The sequence below is a fragment of the Streptococcus oralis subsp. dentisani genome, assembly GCF_002860905.1.
Taxonomy (GTDB): Bacteria; Bacillota; Bacilli; order Lactobacillales; family Streptococcaceae; genus Streptococcus; species Streptococcus oralis_BA.
Window position 1 is genome coordinate 19,894 of the sequence record NZ_PKIG01000007.1, and the last position, 19,145, is coordinate 39,038.

At 37.5% G+C, this 19,145-nt stretch carries 22 protein-coding genes; 12 read left to right on the forward strand and 10 right to left on the reverse strand.

The annotated features are described in order from the left end of the window. Positions 1-22: 22 nt before the first annotated feature. Positions 23-409, forward strand: a complete 387-nt coding sequence (locus CYK16_RS09025) for a hypothetical protein (RefSeq protein WP_042900130.1) — start codon at positions 23-25, stop codon at positions 407-409. A 405-nt stretch (positions 410-814) separates the two neighbouring features. On the opposite strand, the gene CYK16_RS09030 is transcribed toward CYK16_RS09025, so the two are convergent. From CYK16_RS09030 to CYK16_RS09055, 6 genes are all read right to left on the reverse strand, one after another. Beyond that, entirely contained in the window at positions 815-2,080 is a 1,266-nt protein-coding gene (locus CYK16_RS09030) for a tyrosine-type recombinase/integrase (protein WP_101776914.1), read from the reverse strand. Positions 2,081-2,180: 100 nt separating this feature from the next. After that, a complete protein-coding gene (locus CYK16_RS09035) occupies positions 2,181-2,441 on the reverse strand; it encodes a MerR family transcriptional regulator (RefSeq protein WP_101776915.1) in 261 nt (86 codons plus the stop codon). A gap of 78 nt (positions 2,442-2,519) precedes the next feature. Beyond that, positions 2,520-3,770: a replication initiation factor domain-containing protein gene (locus CYK16_RS09040; RefSeq protein ID WP_101776916.1), complete on the reverse strand. Its 1,251-nt coding sequence runs from the start codon at positions 3,768-3,770 to the stop codon at positions 2,520-2,522. Between the two features lie 362 nt (positions 3,771-4,132). Further along, positions 4,133-4,831, reverse strand: a complete 699-nt coding sequence (locus CYK16_RS09045; protein WP_101776917.1) for a P-loop NTPase family protein — start codon at positions 4,829-4,831, stop codon at positions 4,133-4,135. A gap of 12 nt (positions 4,832-4,843) precedes the next feature. Further along, entirely contained in the window at positions 4,844-5,362 is a 519-nt protein-coding gene (locus CYK16_RS09050) for an RNA-binding protein (protein WP_101776918.1), read from the reverse strand. Then, positions 5,362-5,658 (reverse strand): hypothetical protein, encoded by a 297-nt coding sequence (locus CYK16_RS09055; protein WP_101776919.1) that lies wholly within the window; start codon positions 5,656-5,658, stop codon positions 5,362-5,364. The genes CYK16_RS09050 and CYK16_RS09055 overlap by 1 nt, the downstream gene beginning before the upstream one ends. A gap of 412 nt (positions 5,659-6,070) precedes the next feature. Between CYK16_RS09055 and CYK16_RS09060 the strand changes: the two genes are divergently transcribed. Further along, on the forward strand, positions 6,071-6,982 hold the full coding sequence (locus tag CYK16_RS09060; RefSeq protein WP_101776920.1) for a hypothetical protein: 912 nt from the start codon (positions 6,071-6,073) through the stop codon (positions 6,980-6,982). 40 nt (positions 6,983-7,022) lie between these two features. Here the strand turns inward: CYK16_RS09060 and CYK16_RS09065 are convergent, their stop codons facing one another. Further along, entirely contained in the window at positions 7,023-7,358 is a 336-nt protein-coding gene (locus CYK16_RS09065; protein WP_047206714.1) for a helix-turn-helix domain-containing protein, read from the reverse strand. 151 nt (positions 7,359-7,509) lie between these two features. Between CYK16_RS09065 and CYK16_RS09070 the strand changes: the two genes are divergently transcribed. Together CYK16_RS09070 and CYK16_RS09075 are read left to right on the forward strand one after the other, a co-directional pair. After that, the gene (locus tag CYK16_RS09070; protein WP_257960401.1) at positions 7,510-10,137 is read left to right on the forward strand and encodes an SEC10/PgrA surface exclusion domain-containing protein; all 2,628 of its coding nucleotides are present in this window, start codon (positions 7,510-7,512) and stop codon (positions 10,135-10,137) included. 5 nt (positions 10,138-10,142) lie between these two features. After that, complete coding sequence (locus CYK16_RS09075; protein WP_101776921.1) at positions 10,143-10,586, forward strand: hypothetical protein; 444 nt, start codon at positions 10,143-10,145, stop codon at positions 10,584-10,586. A gap of 279 nt (positions 10,587-10,865) precedes the next feature. On the opposite strand, the gene rpmG is transcribed toward CYK16_RS09075, so the two are convergent. Both rpmG and rpmF read right to left on the reverse strand, forming a co-directional pair. Beyond that, positions 10,866-11,015: a 50S ribosomal protein L33 gene (gene rpmG / locus CYK16_RS09080; protein WP_001265622.1), complete on the reverse strand. Its 150-nt coding sequence runs from the start codon at positions 11,013-11,015 to the stop codon at positions 10,866-10,868. Between the two features lie 15 nt (positions 11,016-11,030). Then, positions 11,031-11,213: a 50S ribosomal protein L32 gene (rpmF, locus tag CYK16_RS09085; protein ID WP_060806219.1), complete on the reverse strand. Its 183-nt coding sequence runs from the start codon at positions 11,211-11,213 to the stop codon at positions 11,031-11,033. 226 nt (positions 11,214-11,439) lie between these two features. On the opposite strand from rpmF, the gene ilvD reads away from it, so the two are divergent. Beyond that, positions 11,440-13,143, forward strand: coding sequence for a dihydroxy-acid dehydratase (gene ilvD / locus CYK16_RS09090; protein ID WP_000137343.1), 1,704 nt, complete (start codon positions 11,440-11,442; stop codon positions 13,141-13,143). 256 nt (positions 13,144-13,399) lie between these two features. On the opposite strand, the gene CYK16_RS09100 is transcribed toward ilvD, so the two are convergent. Beyond that, entirely contained in the window at positions 13,400-13,741 is a 342-nt protein-coding gene (locus CYK16_RS09100; RefSeq protein ID WP_001204051.1) for a metal-sulfur cluster assembly factor, read from the reverse strand. Between the two features lie 123 nt (positions 13,742-13,864). Here CYK16_RS09100 and rgg point away from each other — a divergent pair, with 123 nt between their 5' ends. From rgg to CYK16_RS09140, 7 genes are all read left to right on the forward strand, one after another. Continuing rightward, on the forward strand, positions 13,865-14,716 hold the full coding sequence (gene rgg, locus CYK16_RS09110) for a quorum-sensing system transcriptional regulator Rgg (RefSeq protein WP_101776922.1): 852 nt from the start codon (positions 13,865-13,867) through the stop codon (positions 14,714-14,716). Between the two features lie 200 nt (positions 14,717-14,916). Continuing rightward, entirely contained in the window at positions 14,917-16,164 is a 1,248-nt protein-coding gene (locus tag CYK16_RS09115; RefSeq protein ID WP_101776923.1) for an MFS transporter, read from the forward strand. Positions 16,165-16,241: 77 nt separating this feature from the next. Continuing rightward, positions 16,242-17,522 (forward strand): histidine--tRNA ligase, encoded by a 1,281-nt coding sequence (gene hisS, locus CYK16_RS09120; protein WP_101776924.1) that lies wholly within the window; start codon positions 16,242-16,244, stop codon positions 17,520-17,522. Between the two features lie 268 nt (positions 17,523-17,790). Continuing rightward, positions 17,791-17,985: an aspartyl-tRNA synthetase gene (locus tag CYK16_RS11045; RefSeq protein ID WP_257960402.1), complete on the forward strand. Its 195-nt coding sequence runs from the start codon at positions 17,791-17,793 to the stop codon at positions 17,983-17,985. 9 nt (positions 17,986-17,994) lie between these two features. Beyond that, a complete protein-coding gene (locus CYK16_RS09130; RefSeq protein ID WP_001176233.1) occupies positions 17,995-18,201 on the forward strand; it encodes a helix-turn-helix transcriptional regulator in 207 nt (68 codons plus the stop codon). Then, positions 18,201-18,398: a hypothetical protein gene (locus tag CYK16_RS09135; RefSeq protein WP_101776926.1), complete on the forward strand. Its 198-nt coding sequence runs from the start codon at positions 18,201-18,203 to the stop codon at positions 18,396-18,398. Before CYK16_RS09130 ends, CYK16_RS09135 begins: the two co-directional genes overlap by 1 nt. 2 nt (positions 18,399-18,400) lie before the next feature. Next, positions 18,401-19,141: a DUF3169 family protein gene (locus CYK16_RS09140; RefSeq protein ID WP_049513535.1), complete on the forward strand. Its 741-nt coding sequence runs from the start codon at positions 18,401-18,403 to the stop codon at positions 19,139-19,141. Positions 19,142-19,145: the final 4 nt, after the last annotated feature.

Genomic DNA, 19,145 nt, shown 5'->3' on the forward strand with positions numbered 1-19,145 from the left:
GAGCACACACACGAGGTATTAAATGAGAAATATAAATTATTCAACATTTTTAAGTGCTAAAGATGCTCTAACTTTTGAAGAATGTCAAAACATTCATCAGACAATTCTAAACAATATTGGTAACGATGAGGAAATTTTAGAAGTATGGTCTGAGTTTTTGCAAGCTAGTATAAGCTATGCTCATATTCGTAGCCAGTGGTTGCTTTGGGAACGTGAAGAGCGTCAACAAAAAGATGAAGGTAGAACAGCAAAGCATGAGCGAGTAATATATTGTCTAAAGCTTCTTAGTCGTTATCTAGGGCAAGAAGGTGTGGACGTTTCATGGTTTGATGCTATAGAGGATAACAGAAAGCAAATAGGAGATTTTGCTTGTTATATAGCTTATATCTACTCTATAAATGCTAGATAGAAAATGCAGGCTGATTAATGCCTGCATTTTGGACTTCAATTATTCATTCAAAAGATTTTACTATTTTCATGAATAATTGAAGTGAAAGAATAAAAAAAGAAGAGCTACTCATCTGTGAAGTAGCTCTTCTCTTATATCCGTAATCTCTTTTTATTTATCTGAAAATGTAGAGAAAAATGTAGAGATTCGGCTGATTTGTATTGCAATACATTGAAATTTGAAATCTCAAGAATCGCTTAAAATCAGGGATTCTCACGCCTGCTGACGTGTAGTGAATCTCTATTTAACCTCTGTAAGGAATACTTAAAATCTATTTTAGTTGTGATAAACCCTATTAAATCAATGTTTATAAGCTATTGATTTGGATAAAACTGTCAGAGGTTGCCAAAAAGGTTGCCATGAATTTTATGAGGTTAGCTCCGCAATTTTATTTAGATAAATATCTACCGCTTGTGTTTGATTTTTAGGGGCAAGCTCGGCATATATGTCCATAGTAGTTTTGATAGACTTATGTCCCATGCGAACCTGTAACTCTTTCCAATTCATACCAGCATTTAACATCATAGAAGCGTGTGTATGACGGAATAAGTGAAAACCATAGTCAGGTAGATCAACTTCCTGTAATCGTCTTTTGAGTGTAGCACGTTCATTCCTATCGCACATATAGTTTCCGTAAATTGTTGGGAAAATCAACTTGCTTTTTGAAAGACCGTTCTTCTTGAAATAAAGATTCATTTCATCATGGAAGTTTTGAAGTTGCTCAATAATTTGGTACGGAACAGCTATTTTTCTATTGCCCGAATCAGATTTAGGAGTATTTTTACAAACAACCTTTCCTTTTAATCCTAACTTAGGGTTTGCATTTTTCCATACAAGAGTTTTAGTGACTAATATTTCAGAACTTTCAAAATCAAGGTCATATATAGTCAAAGCTAATAGCTCATTGATTCTCATTCCTGAAGCAAGTAGACTGTCGCAGATAACTTTAAATCGCCGATTAGCCCTAGTATTAGGTAAAGTATCGACGAAATTTAGCCAGATAGTTAAATCTTCATCATGAAGAACCATAATGCGTTTTTGATTGCTTTTTGGTTTTGGCGGAATCTTGATAGATTGAACAGGATTATATTTGAGTTCAAAATGTGTTATTCCAAAATTAAAAATCTCTCTTAATTTATGAGCGATTGCTCCGAAATCTTTTGCGCTTCCTTTTTTAGCTCGTTTATTACCAGCATCGACAGATTCTTTAGATTTTTGGGCAAGCTCGTTAATCCATTTTTGTATATCGGAAGAAGTGATTTTATCTGGTTGATAGTGTCCGAATTTGGGGAGGATATAGGTGTCTAGATAGTTCCTCACTCGGTTTAGAGTGTTATCTGAGCTGACCCAAGTTTCGTAGTTGGAGAACCACATTTCAGCTAGATCTGACAAGGTAGCAATGCTAAAAGTTTCTTTCCTTGTTGAACCATTTTCTTCCCAATCAATTTTAGCTTGAATAATTTTACGATCTAAGGATCGTAGGGTTTTAGCTGTTACAGTTGTTTTTACAGGTTTTCCAGTCTTTATATCTAAGCCTAGATAGACGCTCTTTACTGAATAACTAATCTCGCCATTGTCCTTTACTTTCTTGAGGACGGTTTTGCCTTTATGGATGATTTTTTCTATATTCATAGTTGCTCTCCTCAATCAATCGAAGAATTGAAAAAAGCTAAAATAGATAGTATCTCACTTTCTTTCTTTTTTGATACTTCTATTCTAGCACAGTTCACTTCTAGTTGTGGCTTAAAAACTCTAAAATAGTATCAATATGATAGTAAACGGTTCTAGTACCCTCAATAGGTGGTTCTAAACGTTTAAGACCTCTATTTTCCCATGACTTTAATGTGTTAGGGGAAATACTGAGCAGATCTAAAATCTCTTTTTGTGTGTAGATGCATGAACTTCTTTTTTCGCTGTTCAAATTCTTTAGCATTTCAATGATAGTGTGAAGCATGAGTTCGATTTGCTTTAAATCAAAATTATTGCTAGACATACTACTCTCTCTTTCTTTGGTAAATATAATTGAAATATGAGATAATAGCAGTAGGGGTAAGCTACTGCTTATCTCTTGCTAATCCGCAACATCACTTTTAGGCTTCTTGGCGGAATCTTTAGGAGTGATGTTGTTTTTTTGGTAAAAGATTTGAAAGGCATCTTCCAGAAAATCTTTAAAATTTAGTTTTGACAGTTCACCACCGAATTTGTTTAACCATATCCCAACATCTGGATTTGGGATGTAGTTGAATTCGTATTCTTGAACTAACCTGATGATGAAGTAATTACGGGCTTGCGTACCCCAAATTTCCTCAATTTTCTTTAGAAGTGGATAAAATCCGCTACCTTTTAACAAATAAGAAATGGTTGCTAATAAATCATTATTTCGGGAGTTTAAGGATTCAAGCTCTGGGAAGATACCAAAACCTTTAAGTAAATCACTAGTGAATGGCAACAGTTGACCAGTCTCTGCATCATGGAAACAATATTTATCAATCATTTTGTTGACAATGAGCTTGCTCAAATCTTGAGAGCTATCAATAGCAAGCAATAAGGTTAGAATTTGATTGCTATAAGTACCTTTGTAGGAAGCCTCCATGCGTACCCAAGAATTGCAATACTTAGTTAAGTGCATATAGCGACCTTGATTGTCTAATTGTTCCTGATACTTGTTATAGATACGCAATAGAGCACTTACATTCTTTTTCCTGCTACCAATATACATAGTTTGAGCTTGACCATTCACTTCTTGAGCGCTAATCTTAGAAACGTTTTTACGTCCTTTATGATTGGTGATAATATATTTTTTGATTTTTAATCCTTGGTAAAGGTCATTGACAGCCATTGGATAATTAAAGTAATCAACAGCAAGGTCAATACGAGAAAGGCGCAAATCATAATAGTCAGCGTACAGCAGTTGTGCTATATTGTGAACGTCAATTGCTTCACTGTAATAGTCTTGATAGGAGGCTTTATAGTGAGACAAAGCTGATGCAGAAATTTTTAGGATAATTCCCATAGTGAAGTTAGTCTGATGCCAAGCAATCGCAAAGTAATAGGGGAGATTCTGAAAGGTAAATCCCTCTGTATAACCTGCTGGTGGGGTTTTTAGTGGAATATAATTTCCAAAGAGAACTGGGAGGGATAGCTTTTCTGCTACTGTTTCAGACAGCGATAAAGCAATTTGATGCCAATTATCAGGATATTCTCCTACAGTATCTTCTGTCGGTTGGATGACAAATGTAGCTTCATCGACACTGGTCATAATGACTGGGTTATGGTTGTTATCTTTTTGAAGATACTTTTCAATTTCATTTTTACAAATCATTTTATTTTCTTTCTATCCGCCTAAAGAGTGAAAGTTAACTGGGCGGAAAATATTGCTTTAGTTAACTATTTATTGTAATGTAGAGAAATTTCTACGCTTTTATTCTCTCACAGTTTCAGGAAGTAACCACCCTAAATAAAAAGTTATAGAATAACGTTGATATAACAGCATTTTAAGGGGATTGAGCATTTTACCCTAAAGTGGAATTTACAAAGCTTTAGAACAAGGTCAAATGGAACGGGGGTCTTTACATGTCCCCCGTATAATAGCCAGCTAAAGCTGGCGAGGCTGTAAGACCATCTGATTCTCTAAAGTGAATCAGGGTCAACAGCCTCTTCATCAAGAAAATAGCAGTCTGAACGTTAAACAGCCTCCCGAAGCAGTTTTTCTAAAGGAGGTATATTGTGACTTGGTACAAGTATATGACGACTATCTTGCCCATCTATCTTCATGTAGCCGACACCTCTTGGATTGTTTCGCACAATGTCATCTTTTTCATCAGAAAAGAGCATTGAGACCGTTTCTTTAGATAATTTGCCTAGTGCAATTACTGTACCTATAGAATCACGTGATAACCCCAAGCTTGCTTTATGGGCATCTTGCTGGGAAATAATAACAAAAATTGAAAAGGATCGTCCTAGTTGAATAAGGCGAGTATAGTCTTTAATAGCTTGTTCACGCTCCTTTTTGTCTAGGCTATTTTGCCACGCATTGAACTCATCGAAGCAAACCACTACAAATTCTCTGGAACTATCGATTCCTTTTTGGCGATTTTCAAGGATTTTTAATCCTAGAGTAAGTAATTCTGAAACCTCATCAAATCGCTTAAATCCTTTACAGCCATTTAGAAAGGCAAAGTCTGTATCAGCTTTGTAATCACCAATAAGGAACGTTGCTTCTGGGTAGGTACAAGCAAACCTTGCTAAAAAGACCTTTGTTGCATAGGTCTTACCTGAGCCTGAGGAGCCTACCAAAAGAGCGTGAGGTACACGCTCAACTGGTATATCCCAGAAAAAATGATTTCTGTACTCAAATAGATTTTTATCAAGAAAGCATTTCATCTGTTAATACTCCTATTTAGAAGTGTAAGAAAACTGAATTTCCAAATTTAGATAATACTGATTATTATACCGTAACAGTTTTCCAAATTGAGGCGTAACAGAAAGCCACTGCCCTTTGTCTGACCAGCTTTCATAGGTTGTAGATTCAGCTATGTATTTGTTAAACTGTATTAAAAAGACTTGTTGAACATAGCTTTCTTCATTGATATCAGGTTTCTTTGATAACATAATTGGAAAACTAACAAGGTGAGAGCTATTGTCATCGTTACTTTGCAAGAATCGAATGTAGCGACTATCAAAAAGAAGTTTTTGACCTGAAACAGTGGCGCTTTCTTCAATTACCTGTTCAATATCTGCTGTGATTGTTGGAAGGTTTAACTGAAGCGTCTGATCCTGTTTCTGCTTTTCTCTAATTTCACTTACCCTAAGAGCTAAATAAAGAAATCCAGCAAATAAGATAATCAACCAAGATATAAACGACATATAATGATTCCTTTCTAAGGATAAGGGGAGATACTCCCCATTACCCATTAAACCAATTCAATAAAAGCAGACTTAGCTTTTACTGAGAGCGCAGCACGGTTCCCATTAGTGTAGGCGTTGATAGAAACATTTTCGAGAATAATTTCTACTTTTTCATCAAATAAAGTCGTAAAGTCAGAGACATTAACTATATCAGCCTTGATATTTGTTTGACTAAATCGACCGTCTGAAGTTCGTACACCAATAGTCAAATTGGTTTGACCAGTGCTGAGACCAGATGTATAGTCTTTTACTGCCGATGCGCCAATAAATCGACCCTGCAATGTTGTTTGTGTAGCTTCCATAGGCTACCTCTTTTCTAACCGTTTTATTAAATACATCAAAAAATTCACGGCTTTTCAAATTTATTGAAGATATGTATTGTGTGATAGTTACCTCACATCTTAATTATTCCATAAAAACTGACAAGACTTTACCTAAATTCACTTAAAATATAAGTAATAATTTTTCTTGGTTTTTTTAAGATTTTTTTGTTTGTTCAAACCATTGTTTAAAGCTTGCTACATAGCACTTTCAGTGGAATATAATTTATTATCTACCGAGATTATTTGGTTCAAAAAAAAAATAAATTTTTGTAAGATTGTTATTGAAAACGTTTTACCCTAAACTTTTATAAAAACCCGTTAATATCTTGACGTTTAAAATGTATTAATGCTAAAATGATACATAAACTTTTTTGTGTAAAGGATGTTTGCTATGGAAGAAAAAAAAGAAGAACGCATGCTTGTTGCAGTTACAGTTAATTTGATGCACAAAATGGAAGAATTTAAAGAGTTTAAAGAAGAACAAGGGATTAGTGGAGATTATGAAGCTAAAATTGCTTATCTAGCAGAAAAGTTTCACATGAGCGACCAGACAGCAGAAAATTTGTTGACTGGTAAGGTAGTTTCTAAAAATAATTATTTAGCTATTTTTCCTTCCTTTGACAAAGATAATATAAACAAAAAATCTACTGCATTAGAAAGATTTGCAGAGACTATTGTGGATGAAATAGAGAAGGAAAATGAAGATTATATTACAGAAGTATCTAATATAATCACTAATAAATTAGAAAAACTTGATTTAAAAAATAAGGCAAAAGCTGTATTATCAGATGATAAACGAGCGGAATCATTAAAAAACTCCATAATATCAAGCTTAAAAAGTGTAGAGTTCCCAAATAAGAAAACTAAAATTAATGACTACGCTCTAATTGTATGGATTGATCACTTTTATAAGAGTATCTCTGAACAAGATAATCTATTTGAAATTACTAGCAAATTAGATACTATCTCGAAAGCTATTGAATATCTTCCTCTTGTTGAAAAGATATTTGAATCTGAAGAAAATATTGAAATATTGTCTCGGTTAGATAATCGTCTTGCTTCATTTATGCTAGTTGAACATCTAGAAGAGTTAGGATTATTGGATTGCATTGAAAAAGCAACTAATGGACTAGCGGGGATGAATGAATTTAACATTAAATTTGGAAAAACTTATGATAAATTTGTTTTACTAGATTGGCTATTCAATAATGCTAAGAAAGCATTGAATGGTGAAGATATACCTAAATTTATTCACAGTCAGACTAAAACAGAGCATGATATAAAGGGAGAAACTAAAAATTAAATTAGCAAATTTAAAAAAGCCAAGTTCAAAAATACTTGGCTTAATTTATTTGTTTTAATATATCTCGGAGAGCCTTTATAGTAGGTTCTCTTTTTTCTGTCGGTAGATTTCTAATATCTTCAATGAGTTGTGAAAACTCTCCGCTTTGATTTTGATTTTCAATATTAAAAAAAGTATTCATATCAACTTCAAGTGCTTGTATAATTTTTTCAATGGTTTCAAGCTTAACGTTTAATTGTTTATTTTCTAACCTATATATATAGTTAAAACCCAAATCAGCTTTTTCTGCTAGATATTCTTGTGTCATCCCGCTTTTCAGTCTTAGAAGTCTGATTTGTTTTGCAACAAATTCTCTTAAATTTATTTTTTCAGTCATGATAGTACCTCATAACTATCATACAAGTTTATCTCGTTGAATAAATCGTTATCAAAAGACTGAAATTTTTGAAAGAATAATATTTAAAAGACTGTAAAATGTGGTATAATATTATTCATAAAACAGTCTTTTAAGACATAAAGGAGTTTATATGATGGAATCAAACACACAAGGTCACGGAACCATCAAGAAATTGCGCAACGGTATGGTTGTTTCTACTTTAGCACTTACAGCCCTTGGGGTATCCTCTGGGGTATCGGCTAGTGAGACTGAGGTAGCCGTTAATGAGCCTGCAACTAAGGTAGTTGCTAAAGACGAGGTAGTTGCTAAAGTTCCTAGTCAAGCTGATGTTGATAAGGCTAAAGCTGAATCTGACAAGGCTAATCAGGATGTAGCGAAGCAAAAAGAAGTTGTTGCAACTACTGAAGCAAAGATTGCTAATGCTGAAAAGACTATCGCTGACACTACTAAGAAAGTAGAAGAAGCTAAGTCTGTTACACCTGAGAAGGTAGCTGAGGCTAAGGCTGACGCTGAAAAGAAAGCCAGCGAACTTGCGACTGCTGAAAAGACTGTAGCTGATGTTGATAAGTCTGTATCTGCGACTGCTGAAAAGGTTGCTGACCAAACTAAGGTAGTATCTAACGCTGAGAAAACTGCCACTGCTACGGCTAATAAGGTATCTGACGCTCAGAAAAAAGTAGATTCTCTTTCGTCTACTACTGATGTTGCGCCACTTGAAAAAGAGGTAGCTACACTTACTAACCAAGTCGCCGAAGACACTCAAGCCGTAGCGACTGCTGAGACTAACCTTGACAATGCTAAAAAGGCTCAAGCCAACAAAGACCAAGCTATCAAAGACGCCCAAACTGGGGTATCTAGTGCTGAGTCTAATCTTACTCAAGCTACTACAGCCCTTGCCAACGCTAAAGCTGACCAAACTTCAAAAGATGGGGCAGTTACTACAGCTAGAGCCGACCTCGAACGTGCTAAAGAAGAGCTTGCTAACACTGATGTTGCAGTCAACACTATCACTCTAAGCCAAGAGTATATGTCACTCCTTAAGGAGTACCTTACTACTGGTAAACCAGAAGCACTTTCTCAAAAACTGAAGGAGCAGGGTATTAAGGAGTTGCAAAAGGCAGGTAAAGTAACTCTTACTAAAGAAGGTGAGATTTACCGTTTTGACCTACCATTTAACTCTACTAAAAAAGACCAAAACACTGAAGTTGATGTTAATAATCTCGACTACGAAACACGTAAAGACTTGTCATTGTTTGCAGCTGACTTGTTTAACCAAGTTCGTAAACAATTTGGTACAGGTTTGGTTTCAGTTAACGAAGATGCTATGGCTATCGCAGATAAAGTAGCTAAGCTTACAAAAGGTATCGAATATCACGATACTAAGACTTTAAAATCAGTAGGTAAAGAGTACGGTGTTCTTCTAGCAGAGCTTATTGGTAACGATACTCACAAACTTACTACCGTTTCAGAAATCAAAAAAGCTATCTACATCGACGTATATGCTATGCTTTACTGGGATACTCACGCTGATTGGGGGCATGCTCAAGGGGTATCTCATGTAGCAGACGAACCATTTATGTCTTACCACCAATATCTTGGTATCTCTACAAGTTACGATGAAAATACAGATACAAAAATTCATTATCTTGGTACATCCGACAACGTAACTTCTTATGGAGCCAAATTCGACAAAACCAAAGTCGTAATCGCCCCAAGCACAACCGAAAAGGTTGCCAAACTACAAGAAAAACTAGACTTGGCTCAATCAACTTATGATGACGCAGTCAAAGCCTCTCAAGAAGCTAAATCAGCAGTACAATCAGCCCAAACTGCCTACACTAACGCTGAGACAGCTCTTGCTAATGCTCGCACTCACTTGTCTGACTTGCTAGGTGATAAGATTGATGTTCCAGCGCTTGAAAAGGCTCTTGCTGATGCTAAAGATAAACTAGCACAGGACACTAAAGCTTTGCAAACTGCTAAGGAGTCACTTGCTCTTGCTAAGTCAAATGCTACTGACAAAGCTAAGGCTCTTGCTGATGCTCAATCAGCTCTTGAGACTGCTAAGGCTGAACACTCAAACGCTGACCAATCTCTTGCTACTGCTAAAGGTGAATTGGAAGTCCTTACTAAGGCTCATGATGTAGCAGTCTTGGCTCGTAAGTCAGCTGGTTCAGACCTTGCTCGTAAACGTGAAGCATCTAAAGAAGCTACTGACACTCATACAGTTCTTGAACTTGCTCTTACTAAGCGTAATGAAGTCCTTAAGACTTTGGACAAAGAGCTTACTGATGCTAAATCTAAGCTTGGTGTACTCCGTGCTGAGTTGGAAACTGCTAAGGAAGAGTTGGCTCGTCTTGAGGGTATCGCTGAAACTAAGGCTCGTGGGTATGAGAACTTCAAGCAACTCAAAGCCGACCATGACGCATACCTTGCTGAGCAACAACGCTTGCAAGCTTTGAAAGAAAAAGAAGATGCAATCCGTAAAGCAGGTGGTCAACCTAAGGAAGTCACTAACGCTGACGGTAAGGTAGTTGACATCGTAGATGCGAAGGCTCAAAATAAGGTTGTAGTTGCGACAGTAGGAACTAAAGACGATAAAACATATCAAGCTCCTGCACAAGCTACAAATGCAAAAGCAGAACCTAAGAAACAACTTCCAAATACAGGAACAAAGGAGACGATGCTAGGCTTATTAGGTTTTAGCTTATTAGCAAGTTTAGGATTAGGGTATATAAAAAAGGATAGAAAAGGGTAGAATAAATGAGTAATACAAGAAATTGTCTAAGAGAATTTATCAAATATAATTTATCAATTAGAAACTTTACTGTAACAAATCAAGGAAATTATTTGAAAGCAATAAAAGGGAAAGAAAAATATAGAATTTTGCCCGTTACTAGAACAATTCCGATAGAATCTGAAACTACTACTGTTGAAGCAAACTATGAAACTGTTAAAAAATTTCAAAAATATAATAATGGAAAATATATTGATTGTATTGCTTATGCCATAAGCAAAGTATCAGATAATAAAATTCAGGGGCTCGAATTATTTATAATTCCTATAGCAGAATTTGAGAAATATGTTCAACCTGATAAAAAAACTGGGGATGTTTTATCAAGAGCTTCTAATCACTATCATTACAACTATGCAAAATATAGTCATCAAATTAATGAATTAGTACATGATTCTTGGATGAGAAAGTAAAAAATAAAAAATCTTCTTACTTATTGTAGGAAGATTTTTTTGATTCCTAAAATTTATTGAAAAGACTGCGCTATTCCAACAATTTTTAGGAATGAAAAAAGTCCTAGAAAATTCTTAGGACTTTACATTCTTCGATTGTTGACTTTCTTTTTCATTTCAAAAAAGGTTGCCAAAAAGGTTGCCATAGAACTGATTTCAAATGATTTGTAATGAAATTCAATATTTTAAAAATCGCATGAAATCAGTGTTTTTCAGTATGTACTGAAATGTAATGAAACCTTATTTAACCTCTGTAAACACAACGTGTTTGCGAAGTTTTGGTGAGTATTTCTTCAATTGAAGACGGTCTGGAGTGTTACGTTTGTTTTTAGAAGTAAGGTACAAGCGTTCACCAGATTCTTTGTGTTCAAGTGTAATATTTACGCGCATGGTATCTCCCTTCTATTATTCAGCTGATGCAACTTTAGCGATTTTACGTCCTTTGTAGTATCCTTTAAGTGATACACGGTGAGAACGTGAGTAATCTCCAGTAGTTTCGTCAAAGTTTACAGATGGAGCTGTTACTTTGTAGTGTGTACGACGTTTGTTTTTCTTCGCTTTTGAAGTGCGACGTGCAGGTACTGCCATTTTGATTTCTCCTTTTAAGATATAATTCAGTTAGGTTTGATTTTCATCAACTTTAATAGTATATCAAAACTTTTTTGTAAAGTAAAGTTACTTGACAAAAAAAGATGAAAAAATTAAAAGGTCATTAACCAAATTAATCGAAATTTTCTGAAAATTCAAGAATTTTCTTCTGTTCATTGCTTTTAAAATGTGCTATAATAGTAAAAACTGAAATGGGAGGGAACAAATGACTGAATTAGATAAACGTCACCGCAGTAGCATTTATGACAGCATGGTTAAATCACCAAACCGTGCTATGCTTCGTGCGACTGGTATGACAGATAAGGACTTTGAAACACCGATTGTAGGAGTGATTTCGACTTGGGCGGAAAATACGCCATGTAACATTCACTTGCATGATTTTGGGAAATTAGCTAAAGAAGGTGTCAAATCGGCAGGTGCTTGGCCTGTGCAGTTTGGGACTATTACCGTAGCGGATGGGATTGCCATGGGAACGCCTGGTATGCGTTTCTCTTTGACATCTCGTGATATCATTGCGGACTCAATCGAGGCGGCTATGGGTGGTCACAATGTGGATGCCTTCGTCGCTATCGGTGGTTGTGACAAGAACATGCCTGGTTCTATGATTGCCATTGCTAATATGGATATTCCAGCTATTTTCGCCTATGGTGGAACCATTGCACCGGGAAATCTTGATGGCAAAGACATTGACTTGGTTTCTGTCTTTGAGGGGATTGGAAAATGGAACCACGGTGACATGACAGCTGAGGATGTGAAGCGTCTTGAATGTAATGCCTGCCCTGGCCCTGGTGGATGTGGTGGTATGTACACTGCTAATACCATGGCGACAGCTATCGAAGTTCTCGGTATGAGTTTGCCAGGATCTTCATCTCACCCAGCTGAATCAGCTGATAAGAAAGAAGATATCGAAGCAGCAGGACGTGCTGTTGTTAAGATGTTGGAGCTAGGTCTCAAACCATCAGATATCTTAACTCGTGAAGCCTTTGAAGATGCTATCACTGTAACTATGGCTCTCGGTGGTTCTACAAACGCCACTCTTCACTTGCTTGCCATTGCCCATGCTGCCAATGTTGACTTGTCACTTGAGGACTTCAATACGATTCAAGAACGTGTGCCACACTTGGCCGACTTGAAACCATCTGGTCAGTATGTCTTCCAAGACCTCTACGAAGTCGGTGGTGTCCCAGCGGTTATGAAGTACTTGTTGGCAAATGGATTCCTTCATGGAGACCGCATCACATGTACTGGTAAGACTGTTGCTGAAAACTTGGCTGACTTTGCAGACCTCACACCAGGTCAAAAAGTCATTATGCCACTTGAAAATCCAAAACGTGCGGACGGTCCGCTTATCATCTTGAACGGGAATCTTGCCCCTGACGGTGCGGTTGCTAAAGTATCAGGTGTTAAAGTGCGTCGTCACGTTGGTCCCGCTAAGGTCTTTGACTCAGAAGAAGATGCTATTCAGGCCGTTCTGACTGATGAAATCGTTGATGGAGATGTAGTCGTTGTTCGTTTCGTTGGACCTAAGGGTGGCCCTGGTATGCCTGAGATGCTGTCACTTTCATCAATGATTGTTGGTAAAGGTCAAGGAGACAAGGTTGCCCTCTTGACAGACGGCCGTTTCTCTGGTGGTACTTATGGTCTGGTTGTTGGACATATCGCTCCTGAAGCTCAGGATGGTGGACCAATTGCCTACCTTCGTACAGGCGATATCGTTACGGTTGACCAGGATACCAAAGAAATTTCCATGGCCGTATCGGAAGAAGAACTTGAAAAACGCAAGGCAGAAACAACCTTGCCACCACTTTACAGCCGTGGTGTCCTTGGTAAATATGCCCATATCGTATCATCTGCTTCACGCGGAGCCGTGACAGACTTCTGGAATATGGACAAGTCAGGTAAAAAATAAACTTAAAAAGCAAGCCAACTTCGGCTTGCTTCTTTTCATCTTCAAAAGTAATTTTCCTGCTTATACTCAATAAAAATCGAAGAGCAAACTAGAAAGCTAGGCGCAGGTTGCTCAAAACAGTGTTTTGAGGTTGCAGATAGAACTGACGAAGTCAGCTCAAAACACCGTTTTGAGGTTGCAGATAGAACTGACGAAGTCAGTAACATCTATACGGCAAGCCGACGCTGACGTGGTTTGAAGAGATTTTTGAAGAGTATTAACGAGGTGGCAGTCCAAGGGCAATGCGGCCGTAGCGACTGATTCGTGTGATTTTCCAAGCAGGCGACCAGGTAACTTCAACCTTGATATCTTCGATACCCTCGATTTGTTTGAGCCCTGCGACGATTTCAATAGGCAGGCTTTCGGCACAATCGCAGGCGGTGTCGGTGAAGGTCATGACAATCTTGCAGAGACCCGTTTCATCCAAATTGATTTCATAAATCAGTCCTAGATTGTAAACATCCAATTCCACATCTGTATCAAAAACCTTCTCTAGTTTTTCGATAATTTGGTCTTGCAAGGCCAAAGCGCGGTCATTGATTTTGATATCGTCTCTCATAACAGTCCCTCCACGTGATAAATATCCTCTATTTTCTCATAATTCTGACAATTTGGCAAGTTTTTGATGAATTTTCTGAAAAATATGATAAAATGAAGAAAATACGGAATCAAGGGGAAGCCTATGGAGCAGATTGGAAAAGTCTTTAGACTATTACGAGAGTCAAGAAATATCTCGCTGAGACAGGCAACTGGGGGACAATTTTCTCCGTCTATGTTGTCCCGCTTTGAAACAGGTCAGAGTGAGCTTTCGGTGGAAAAGTTTCTATTTGCCGTAGAAAATATATCTGCCAGTGTAGAGGAAATCCTCTTTCTGGCGAGAGGTTTTCAGTATGATACAGATTCTGAGTTGAGAAAAGAAATCATAGATGTCTTGGATCCAAAGAATATAGCTCCGCTTGAGGACTTGTATCGCAGGGAGTATCAAAAGCATGCCCATTCTCAAAATAAACAGAAACATATTCTAAATGCCATTATTATCAAGTCTTATATGAAGAGTATGGATGAAACGGTTGAGTTAACGGCAGAGGAAGGGAAAGTCCTTCATGACTATTTGTTTTCTACCGAGATTTGGGGAATCTATGAACTCAATTTATTTTCAGTCAGTTCTCCCTTTTTATCTGTTTCTCTTTTTACTAGATATGTACGAGAAATGGTACGTAAATCTGATTTTCTAATGGAAATGTCTGGCAATCGAAACCTTTTTCACACTATACTATTGAATGGCTTTTTAGCCAGCATTGAGTGTGAAGAATTTACCAATGCCTCTTATTTTAAACGTGTTATCGAAGAACATTTCTATAATGAAAATGAGACCTATTTCCGAATTGTCTATTTGTGGGCGGAAGGTCTCCTTGATAGCAAGCAAGGCAGAGTCAAGGAAGGTCAGAAAAAGATGGAAGATGCTGTCCGTATTTTTGAGATGCTTGGCTGTAATAAGTCTGCCGAATACTATAGAAAAACGACAGATTGTTGAATATCTGCAAACTAAGAAAATTATTTAAAATTTGAAGCGATAGAATTGTTGAGCTCTCACAGGTTATCAAAGAAATTCTATCGTTTCTTTTTGCTCATTTCATTTGTTGCATATATTCAAAAGTTTTTCCTCTAAAATTTCTAAGTGCTATACTATAGTCATACTTCACATAAAACTTCGAACAAGAAGGGAGATTATCTATGAAACTATTGTTTAGAAATCAAGCTTATCGACTCTTGACTTTGTCACGCTTCTTCAATGCTTTTGGTGCTTCAATTTTTAACCTGGTATTTATCGTTTATGCATCGACCTTGCCACAAGCATCCTTTGCTGTTGCTATGGCGAATATTGTCATGATTATTCCGACTCTCTTTACAGTTTTTGTAGGGATTCGGGCAGATTATACGAGGGATAAGGTCAAATGGATGGTCTATAGTGGTTTGTTTCAGGCGGTTTTATTTTTTCTAGCAGCCCTAGTTGTCCAGCAAGCTAGTCTCTTTGCCTTTTCTAGTCTGTGTTTAATCAATGTCATTAGTGATGTCATCAGTGATTTTGCAGGTGGCTTGCGCATGCCTCTTATTAAGGAAAAAGTAGCTGAAGATGATTTGATGGAGGCTTATTCTTTTTCCCAATTCATCACCTATATTTCAGCTATTGGTGGTCAAGCTTTTGGAGTCTGGCTCTTAGGTCTATCTGTCAACAATTTTTCCCTCGTTGCGGGAATCAATGCCTGTTTCTTCCTAGTATCAGCCGTTATCCTCTTTTTAGGAAAAAGCAAATTGAGCCTGTCAATTTCATCTCCTGATGGTGAATCACTAAAAAATGAGAAGCTTTCTATCAAAGACCAGTTCCTAACGATTTATCGGAATTTACGTCTCGTTTTTCTTAAAGGTGGACAGAAAAACTTTGGATTCATGATCTTTGCTGTCTTGCTTATCAATGCCTTGGGTGGCGCTTTAGGAAGTATCTATAACATCTTCTTTTTGAGCCATTCTCTTTTGGACTTTTCTTACACAGAGGCATTATTTATCAGTCAAGTCTGTGCTTTGTTAGCAGTCATCATCAGTAGCCTTACGGGCAATGATTATTTTGGGAAGCAGTCCCTGCCTAGATTGATGATGTGGGCTACTGTAGGACTCAGTCTAATTGGTCTGGCTAACGTATTTAATCAAGTTGTGCTTGGTTTGCTATTTCTCTGTTCAACTCTGTATGTGTCTGCTAAAGTTCAACCAAAGATTAGTGCCATGCTCCTGAAAAATCTAGCTCCAGAGGTTCTAGCTCGTACCAGTAATTTTTTAGGTTTATTGTTCACCTTATCCATACCTGTGGGAACAGCTTGTTTTTCACTAGTAGCCGTATGGAATATACAGTTGACTTGGATGCTATTTGTTGGTCTTTCCTTGCTAGCTATTCTTTTGACAGTTCTTAATCTCAAAAATGATATCTAAATCCTAATTTTTTTCTGACTGTTTTAATCCTTCTATTTATGGTAAAATAAGACTATTAAATTTAAAGAGGACACCCTATGAAATTACAAAAACCAAAAGGAACGCAGGATATTTTACCTGCTGAATCTGCCAAGTGGCAGTACGTTGAGGGCTTTGCCCGTGAGATTTTCAAGCGCTATAACTACGCAGAAGTGCGCACGCCTATTTTTGAGCACTACGAGGTCATCAGTCGCTCTGTCGGAGATACAACGGATATCGTAACCAAGGAAATGTACGATTTCTATGACAAGGGTGACCGCCATATTACTCTCCGTCCAGAAGGAACTGCGCCAGTAGTCCGTTCCTATGTGGAAAATAAACTTTTCGCTCCAGAAGTGCAAAAGCCAAGCAAGTTCTATTACATGGGCCCTATGTTCCGCTATGAGCGTCCACAGGCAGGGCGTTTGCGCCAGTTCCACCAGATTGGTGTTGAGTGTTTTGGCTCTAGCAATCCAGCTACCGATGTGGAAACAATCGCTATGGCAGCCCATTTCTTGAAAGAAATCGGTATCCAAGGTGTCAAATTGCACCTTAACACTCTTGGAAATCCTGAGAGCCGTGCGGCCTACCGTCAAGCCTTGATTGACTATTTGACACCGCTCAAGGAGACCCTGTCTAAAGATAGCCAACGTCGTTTGGAGGAAAATCCTCTCCGTGTCTTGGACTCTAAAGAAAAAGAAGACAAGGTAGCAGTAGAGAATGCGCCTTCTATCTTGGACTTCCTTGATGAAGAAAGTCAAGCTCATTTTGATGCTGTGCGTCAGATGTTGGAAAATCTTGGAGTAGACTATATCATCGATACCAATATGGTGCGTGGTCTGGACTACTACAATCACACTATTTTCGAGTTTATCACTGAGATTGAGGGCAATGACCTGACAGTCTGTGCGGGTGGTCGTTACGATGGTTTGGTTTCTTATTTTGGAGGCCCTGAGACTGCTGGATTTGGTTTTGGACTTGGTGTAGAGCGCCTGCTTCTCATTCTTGAAAAGCAAGGTGTGGCTCTTCCTATCGAAAACGCCCTAGATGTTTATATCGCAGTCTTGGGTGAAGGGGCAAATGTCAAGGCCTTGGAATTGGTGCAAGCCCTTCGCCAACAAGGTTTCAAAGCAGAGCGTGATTACCTCAACCGTAAACTCAAAGCTCAGTTCAAGTCAGCCGATGTCTTTGCGGCTAAGACCCTCATCACCCTAGGCGAGAGTGAAGTCGAAAGCGGACAAGTGACGGTCAAGAATAACCAAACCCGAGAAGAAGTGCAAGTGTCACTTGAGACAATCAGCCAAAACTTCTCAGAAATCTTTGAAAAACTAGGATTTTAATAACAGAAAAACTGGTCAGAGAACTACTCTGACCTTTTTCTTTTGCAAAATGACAAAAATCATAAACTTTTTGACAAATATGCTTGTCAAAAAGAAAAAGATGTGTTACAATATAATCAAGTTAAGAGAAAAGGAGCAGGGAACGATTATGTGGGCATTAGGATTTGTACCTCTTGTGATTATGTATTATATCTACCATTCCCAAAAGGTCAAGAAACTAGAGAATAAAATCAAAAGAATTGAGCAAAAACAGAAAGGAAATAAAGAAATGTCAAGATTATTAAAAGAATTGATTGGGAAAACACCGACAATCGTTGGACAAGTTTTTGGAACAGATAACTGGGAAGTTGTGGATGTTGATGAGGAATGGGTCAAGCTACGTCGTGTTGATAAAAAAGGAAAAGAAAAATTCAAACTACAACGCATTGAGGATATCCAAACCGTTGAATTTGACGGAAAGTAGGTGTGTAACATGCAACTAAAAAATCGTCTAAAAGAGCTACGGGCTCGCGATGGCCTCAATCAAACCGAACTAGCCAAGCTAGCAGAAGTTTCCAGACAGACCATTAGCCTATTAGAACGGGACGAATACACCCCGTCCGTTGTGATTGCCTTGAAAATATCTCAGATTTTCAATGAAACAGTCGAATCGGTATTTCGCTTGGAGGAGGATGAGTGATGAACAAGTATAAAGTGGTTTATTATGTAGTTGTCGCAGCTCTATTCGTCAGCGTGTGTCTACTTATTGGGATGGACTTAGGCTGGTTTAATCCATATCAAAGTGATCAATTTATTTGGGCCTACTTTGCCCTCATCCCAGTCGTTGACTGGATTGAAAAGAAAGCAAACAATTTAGCGAGTGAAAAAGGAGAATGAAAATGAAAAAGAATAAGAAAGGTGTCTTGTTATTTTTAATGTCTGTTGTCTTTGGAGGCTTCTTGGGCATGTTTGTAGGGATGTTTAAGGCACGTGCCGAATCCTACGAAGTTATTTTAGATGTAAAAGTCTTGATACCTTGGATATCAGCTATTTGTTTAGTATTAGGTTTCATTAGTCTTTTTTTGACTTTCAATTTCTTAAAGAAAAGCAGAAAATTTCATTCCTTGTATCAAGAGGAAATGGATGATGATCTGAATGAAAGCTATTATGTGCAAATGTATCGGAATCTTGAGTTTGGAAGTATTGCTTTTAATAGTGCAAGTGTAGTGATTTTATTGGCTCTCTTCATTTCAGCAAGTGAAGTGGTTATACTAAATAGAAGCAATCTAACCTTATCTCTTTCTTTTTTGGGATTAGTGTTGACTTTTAATGCTCAAAAATATTTTTATAAAACCATTGCGATTGTTCGCCAGTTTGATATGGTATTTTTCTCTATGCCAAAGGATATCTTAGGTTATGTCAATTCTTGCGATGAAGGGGAGCGCCAGGCTAATTTGGAACAGAGTTTTCGGATTTTATTCCAATTACATCAGTATGTCTTGCCAGCTTTGTACTTTCTGATTGCTCTCTTTTCTTTACTGACAGGAGAGATTCAGTTACTAGCCTTCTTGTTTGTCGGAGCAATCCATATTTATATCAATGTGATGCAGTTACCTATGGTGAAACGTTATTTCAAATAAAGGA

What these genes read in the sequence shown, in the direction of transcription:
- CYK16_RS09065 (WP_047206714.1), bottom strand. Translation starts at nt 7,358, where the DNA reads ATGACTGAAAAAATAAATTTAAGAGAATTTGTTGCAAAACAAATCAGA.
- CYK16_RS09030 (WP_101776914.1), bottom strand. Translation starts at nt 2,080, where the DNA reads ATGAATATAGAAAAAATCATCCATAAAGGCAAAACCGTCCTCAAGAAA.
- CYK16_RS09135 (WP_101776926.1), top strand. Translation starts at nt 18,201, where the DNA reads ATGAACAAGTATAAAGTGGTTTATTATGTAGTTGTCGCAGCTCTATTC.
- CYK16_RS09025 (WP_042900130.1), top strand. Translation starts at nt 23, where the DNA reads ATGAGAAATATAAATTATTCAACATTTTTAAGTGCTAAAGATGCTCTA.
- hisS (WP_101776924.1), top strand. Translation starts at nt 16,242, where the DNA reads ATGAAATTACAAAAACCAAAAGGAACGCAGGATATTTTACCTGCTGAA.
- CYK16_RS09140 (WP_049513535.1), top strand. Translation starts at nt 18,401, where the DNA reads ATGAAAAAGAATAAGAAAGGTGTCTTGTTATTTTTAATGTCTGTTGTC.
- CYK16_RS09040 (WP_101776916.1), bottom strand. Translation starts at nt 3,770, where the DNA reads ATGATTTGTAAAAATGAAATTGAAAAGTATCTTCAAAAAGATAACAAC.
- CYK16_RS11045 (WP_257960402.1), top strand. Translation starts at nt 17,791, where the DNA reads ATGTCAAGATTATTAAAAGAATTGATTGGGAAAACACCGACAATCGTT.
- rpmG (WP_001265622.1), bottom strand. Translation starts at nt 11,015, where the DNA reads ATGCGCGTAAATATTACACTTGAACACAAAGAATCTGGTGAACGCTTG.
- CYK16_RS09100 (WP_001204051.1), bottom strand. Translation starts at nt 13,741, where the DNA reads ATGAGAGACGATATCAAAATCAATGACCGCGCTTTGGCCTTGCAAGAC.
- CYK16_RS09070 (WP_257960401.1), top strand. Translation starts at nt 7,510, where the DNA reads ATGATGGAATCAAACACACAAGGTCACGGAACCATCAAGAAATTGCGC.
- CYK16_RS09045 (WP_101776917.1), bottom strand. Translation starts at nt 4,831, where the DNA reads ATGAAATGCTTTCTTGATAAAAATCTATTTGAGTACAGAAATCATTTT.
- ilvD (WP_000137343.1), top strand. Translation starts at nt 11,440, where the DNA reads ATGACTGAATTAGATAAACGTCACCGCAGTAGCATTTATGACAGCATG.
- CYK16_RS09130 (WP_001176233.1), top strand. Translation starts at nt 17,995, where the DNA reads ATGCAACTAAAAAATCGTCTAAAAGAGCTACGGGCTCGCGATGGCCTC.
- CYK16_RS09060 (WP_101776920.1), top strand. Translation starts at nt 6,071, where the DNA reads ATGGAAGAAAAAAAAGAAGAACGCATGCTTGTTGCAGTTACAGTTAAT.
- CYK16_RS09115 (WP_101776923.1), top strand. Translation starts at nt 14,917, where the DNA reads ATGAAACTATTGTTTAGAAATCAAGCTTATCGACTCTTGACTTTGTCA.
- CYK16_RS09055 (WP_101776919.1), bottom strand. Translation starts at nt 5,658, where the DNA reads ATGGAAGCTACACAAACAACATTGCAGGGTCGATTTATTGGCGCATCG.
- rpmF (WP_060806219.1), bottom strand. Translation starts at nt 11,213, where the DNA reads ATGGCAGTACCTGCACGTCGCACTTCAAAAGCGAAGAAAAACAAACGT.
- CYK16_RS09035 (WP_101776915.1), bottom strand. Translation starts at nt 2,441, where the DNA reads ATGTCTAGCAATAATTTTGATTTAAAGCAAATCGAACTCATGCTTCAC.
- CYK16_RS09075 (WP_101776921.1), top strand. Translation starts at nt 10,143, where the DNA reads ATGAGTAATACAAGAAATTGTCTAAGAGAATTTATCAAATATAATTTA.
- rgg (WP_101776922.1), top strand. Translation starts at nt 13,865, where the DNA reads ATGGAGCAGATTGGAAAAGTCTTTAGACTATTACGAGAGTCAAGAAAT.
- CYK16_RS09050 (WP_101776918.1), bottom strand. Translation starts at nt 5,362, where the DNA reads ATGGGTAATGGGGAGTATCTCCCCTTATCCTTAGAAAGGAATCATTAT.